The sequence below is a fragment of the Mesobacillus sp. genome (genome assembly GCF_049588175.1).
GTDB lineage: Bacteria > Bacillota > Bacilli > Bacillales > Cytobacillaceae > Mesobacillus.
The window spans coordinates 1-1,887 of the sequence record NZ_JBAVFI010000536.1; the positions used below are offsets into that span (position 1 = coordinate 1).

At 43.8% G+C, this 1,887-nt stretch carries 3 protein-coding genes; all 3 read left to right on the forward strand.

The genetic code is table 11. The annotated features are described in order from the left end of the window. The coding region (locus WB217_RS13125) for a GntR family transcriptional regulator (RefSeq protein ID WP_423993664.1) at positions 1-350 on the forward strand (350 nt) is incomplete at its 5' end. Between the two features lie 321 nt (positions 351-671). Continuing rightward, complete coding sequence (locus tag WB217_RS13130) at positions 672-899, forward strand: DUF2164 family protein (protein ID WP_423993665.1); 228 nt, start codon at positions 672-674, stop codon at positions 897-899. Positions 900-1,010: 111 nt separating this feature from the next. Next, entirely contained in the window at positions 1,011-1,745 is a 735-nt protein-coding gene (locus tag WB217_RS13135) for an N-acetylmuramoyl-L-alanine amidase (protein WP_423993666.1), read from the forward strand. Positions 1,746-1,887: the final 142 nt, after the last annotated feature.

Genomic DNA, 1,887 nt, shown 5'->3' on the forward strand with positions numbered 1-1,887 from the left:
CTGTTTATGAAATCAAACGAGTCCGTCTTGCAGACAATGTCCCAATGGCTCTTGAAACAACATATCTTCCGGCAAACCTGGTCAAAGGATTGACGGAGGACATAATCAATCAATCACTCTATCAATATATCGAGGAAAAATTGAACCTTGTTATTCATGAAGCCACTCAGCAAATCGAAGCTTCCAATGCCAAGGACCAGGAGCTCCGTCTTCTGGAAATCGAAAAAGGGTCCCCCGTCCTGCTGATTCTTAGAACATCAATATTAAAGGACGGAATCCCCTTCGAATTCGTAAAATCTGTCTATCGCGCAGATCGTTACAAATTCGTTCATACCATGCAACGATCATAATCATCATAGAGCTGGGACTGAAATGGCTAGTAACCTATCAGTTCCAGCTCCTTTTTGTTGTAAAATGCAAAAAAACACGTCGAAACACATTAAAAAACAATCATATTTCCACGGAAATAATCGAACCATCCCCTTCACCATGTCGAAATCATGTTCCAAGCTTCACCCCATTAACGCATTACTCCTCCGGGGGTCAGACCCCCGGCGCTTTAACGCGGTACATTGCTGGGGGTCTGACCCCCAGTGCGGTGATGCGGTGAAATCTTTTTGTGATTAGGCTACAATGTGGGTATGTACTTAATTGAAGGGGTTGTGTTTTTTATGCTTAAGAATTTTCGGGTTGATGAGGAAACGAAGCGTGTGATGATTGAGGAGATCAAGCGTTATTTTCTTGATGAACGGGGTGAGGAGCTTGGTGATCTGGCTGCATTGCTGATGCTTGAGTTTTTTGCGGATAAGCTGGCACCTCAGTTTTATAATTTGGGGATTCAGGATGCACATGAGTTTATGGCCCAACGGCTTGAGGATATTTTTGAGCTGAATAAATAGGTTTGAACATTATGAATAGCTCTTTCAGGGGATCTCACTATGTCCTTTTCCCAACTTTGTTCATATATATACTGGTGAAGAAATCTTTTACTGGAAGGTGTGATGATTGTTATGAAGATCATGCTTGATGCTGGGCATGGCTATAACACCCCGGGTAAGCGAAGTCCTGATGGACTGAGGGAATATGAATTTAGCAGGGCAGTGGCCAACTATGCCAGGCAATTGCTGGTGAATTATAAAAATGTCACCGTTTATTTTTCTCATTCTGACCAGGAAGATGTATCATTGCGGGAGAGGACGGATAAGGCGAATCGTCTCGACGTGGATATTTTTGTATCCATACATGCCAATGCATATGGCAGCGGCGGCTGGAATAATACTGGCGGTATCGAGACATATGTATATCCCACAAGACCCCCTTTGGCCTATCAGCTAGCCCAAAAAATCCAGCGAAATCTCGTACTCTCTACTGGATTGGAAAACAGGGGTGTAAAAACGGCTGATTTTCATGTTCTCAGAGAAACCAAAATGGATGCAGTACTTGCTGAATGCGGTTTTATGACAAACCAGGAAGAAGCCAAATTGCTTCGTTCAGAAACGTACCGAAAAACTGTTGCAGAGGCAATTGTGAAAGCTTTAGCCGATCAATTCAAACTACAGCCAATATCAAAAGCTGCTCCGTCTCTCACTCCTGCTGCCACGAAGTCTCCAGTTCCAACTACGAATAAAAGTGCTGGCGGACGCTATAAGGTCCAAGCGGGAGCATTTGAAGATGAGCAGAATGCACAAGAGCTTGCAGAAAGATTAAGGAAGGCTGGATTCGAAGCTTATATTGATTCTGACTAACACTCCGTAATATCCCCGCGTGTCTGCGGATATTTAAATTAAAGGGAAGGCCGGCACATCCACTGTGTGCCGGCCTTCCCTTTAAGTTATTTCTTCGAATCCTTCAGAACGGTATTCTGAATGACCAGGTTTGCCACTGACA

Bases quoted from the DNA above. Each gene is read 5' to 3' on its own strand.
- WB217_RS13130 (WP_423993665.1), top strand. From the start codon at position 672: ATGCTTAAGAATTTTCGGGTTGATGAGGAAACGAAGCGTGTGATGATT.
- WB217_RS13135 (WP_423993666.1), top strand. From the start codon at position 1,011: ATGAAGATCATGCTTGATGCTGGGCATGGCTATAACACCCCGGGTAAG.